The organism is uncultured Nitrosomonas sp. (genome assembly GCF_902826915.1).
Lineage (GTDB): Bacteria > Pseudomonadota > Gammaproteobacteria > Burkholderiales > Nitrosomonadaceae > Nitrosomonas.
This window is the reverse complement of the sequence record NZ_CADEGP010000126.1, coordinates 1-2,527: the sequence shown is the minus strand read 5'-3', so window position 1 is coordinate 2,527 and position 2,527 is coordinate 1. Positions and strand designations below refer to the sequence as shown.

Here is a 2,527-nt window from a genome sequence, read left to right as displayed (position 1 = left end):
CGAGATTTCCACTTAAAATATGGGAAAAACTGTCCAATCAAGTGTGACCACCTCTGTTGGCATGACAACGTGTTTGTCGAGCGGCTTTGGAAGAACGTCAAACACGAAGAACGAAGAAGTATATCCACACGTCTACGACAGTGTAAATGATGCAGAGCGAGACTTAGAGAAATATTTCATGTTCTATAATCAAAATAGATCTCACACCGCGCTTGACGACAAAACGCTAGATGGATTCTACTTTGATAACCTGCCTGCAATACAAAGAATAGCGCAAGCGTTAATCACAAGATTTCCAGTTTTAAGAAATGAGAAAAAACGAAAGATGCGTTTAAGAAACAGCTAGTGATCTTTGACTTCACTCACGATCTTTGCTACTTTTCGGCGCAAATTCGAAATATTCTATCCAGCACCCCCTATAAAACCAAGAGGTATGAGATGCATGAAGAAACAGTGATGCATGATTTAAAAGCCAAAGGTCTGAAAAAAGGCTCCGTATCCAAATGGGCTGCGGTGACGATCGGTCTAGCAGCAACCGCCCCGGCTTATTCTTTAACCGGAGCACTTGGCTATGGCGCAGCTGGAAGCGGCTATCAATTACCGATTGTATTCATACTTTCGGTAATTCCAATGTTCTTTGTTGCCTTGTCTTACAAGCACTTAACTACTTCTGCTCCAGATGCCGGCACTATTTTCACTTGGGGTACAAAAGCCATAGGACCGAGATTCGGTTGGTTTGGTGGCTGGGCACTCTTACTAGCAAGTGTTTTGGCGGGCGTTGCCGCTACTCAAATTATGGTAAATGCGACGGCTTTTATTTTCGATCTGAATGATATCCCCAAGTGGTTTCACATTGGGGTAGCGGGCCTTTTCATTTTCAGCACAACCTATCTCACCGCGCTTGGTGCTAAAGAATCCTCTCGCACCACCATGATTCTGACAATCGCTCAATACAGCATTCTTATCGCGCTTGCAGCATTCCTATTATTCCGTGTCATGCAAGGAAACGCTGTCAGTACCGCCGAGACATTTTCGCTTGAGTGGTTCAATCCATTTGCAATCACTTCGTTTACCACTTTTCTAGATGGCTTTCTTATTGCACTCTTCATATTCTGGGGATTTGATGCATCCTTGGCAATGTCGGAAGAAACGGAAGGTAGTGCAGAACAAGCTGGAAAAAGTGGCATTATTTCAATGATTATTACAGTTATCACTTATGTTGTCTTTTCTACTACTGCATTGGCTTATGCCGGTATAGATCCCAATCATCAATCGAGTCTGACGTTTAAGAACAATATTGATTCCAGCATAACAGTTCTTGCCACTGATATCATCGGCATCAAGGGCGCGTTGGTTGCTGCATTGATCATCGGAGTTTCTGCCTTCTCCTCCACAATGTCTACGATTATGCCTGCTGCGCGTGCTGCCTTAGCAATGGCGACTTACCGGGCAATCCCGCAAAGGTTTTCTTCTGTTAACGAAGTAACACAGACTCCAAAATTTGCTACTTGGTCTATCGGCTTAATGACACTGATCATCTACAGTACGCTTAGTCTAATTAGTGAATCGATTATTAAAGACACGATTCATAGTGTCAGTATTGCAATCTGCACTTATTACTCAGTTGCAGCATTATCCTGTGCGTTATATTTCCATCGCACGGCCTTTAATCACTGGCGCACAACTGTATCACAAGTACTGCTGCCAACTATGGCCGCCATTGTGCTGATTGCAGCAGGAATTCTTCAAGCTTGGAATATGATGGATCCGGATTATGGATCAAGCGGATCTATTGCTGGTATGGGTGCGGTATTCCTAATCGGAGTTGTCGCATTATTCTTAGGAATTCCTTTGATGATGTGGTGGAACTTTCGGGATCCTAGATTCTTTCGTGGTGAAACATTACCACTTGAAAGAGCACATATGGTGTCTGACAACAATAGTCACAACACAAATTATACTGCCACTCGCCACATCAAAAATGGCAATTCTGCACACCCAACTGAACAAACCAATTTATCGATTAAGGATGAAAAAAATCCGTGAGATATTACTCATTGCAACATTGATGCCTAAATTGGCTTATTTTTCTCTTCCAGCATCACGCAATGCTTTAATTCTACCAACCAACGACAACAACATTTTTGCACCCCATTAACTGCAGCGTATCGGCCACCAAAACAGACCGATAACCTCCACTGCAATACAATATAATCGGCGCGTTTTTATCTGATATCGCTTTTTCAATGTCACGCTCGATAATACCTTTTCCAAGATGGCAAGCACCCGCTGCGTGATCTATCAAAAACTCATGATCTTCCCGCACATCAACAAAGTGGAATTGCATTCCTTATGCTAGTCTGGTTTGCGCATCCGCAACTTGTACATTCCCTTACACGTTTCCTTACCTGCTCTACTAATTTCGGGAATCCTGGATTATGTTGCATTATTTCTCTCTTGCATATTAGGCACAAAAAAACCGGCACACCGGCTGTCTTGCGACAGTGGTGTACCGGTGTATTGATGC

The 2,527-nt window shown here is 43.2% G+C and carries 2 protein-coding genes; one reads left to right on the top strand and one right to left on the bottom strand.

The window, feature by feature from the left end; translation table 11 throughout:
* Positions 1 to 438 precede the first annotated feature (438 nt).
* Positions 439 to 2,046, top strand: coding sequence for an APC family permease (locus tag QZV86_RS13635; RefSeq protein WP_295629260.1), 1,608 nt, complete (start codon positions 439 to 441; stop codon positions 2,044 to 2,046).
* A 73-nt stretch (positions 2,047 to 2,119) separates the two neighbouring features.
* Here QZV86_RS13635 and QZV86_RS13630 read toward each other — a convergent pair whose 3' ends face one another.
* The gene (locus tag QZV86_RS13630; RefSeq protein ID WP_295629258.1) at positions 2,120 to 2,347 is read right to left on the bottom strand and encodes a rhodanese-like domain-containing protein; all 228 of its coding nucleotides are present in this window, start codon (positions 2,345 to 2,347) and stop codon (positions 2,120 to 2,122) included.
* Between the last annotated feature and the right edge of the window lie 180 nt (positions 2,348 to 2,527).

Coding starts and splice junctions, on each gene's coding strand:
- QZV86_RS13630 (WP_295629258.1), bottom strand. CDS start 2,347: ATGCAATTCCACTTTGTTGATGTGCGGGAAGATCATGAGTTTTTGATA.
- QZV86_RS13635 (WP_295629260.1), top strand. CDS start 439: ATGCATGAAGAAACAGTGATGCATGATTTAAAAGCCAAAGGTCTGAAA.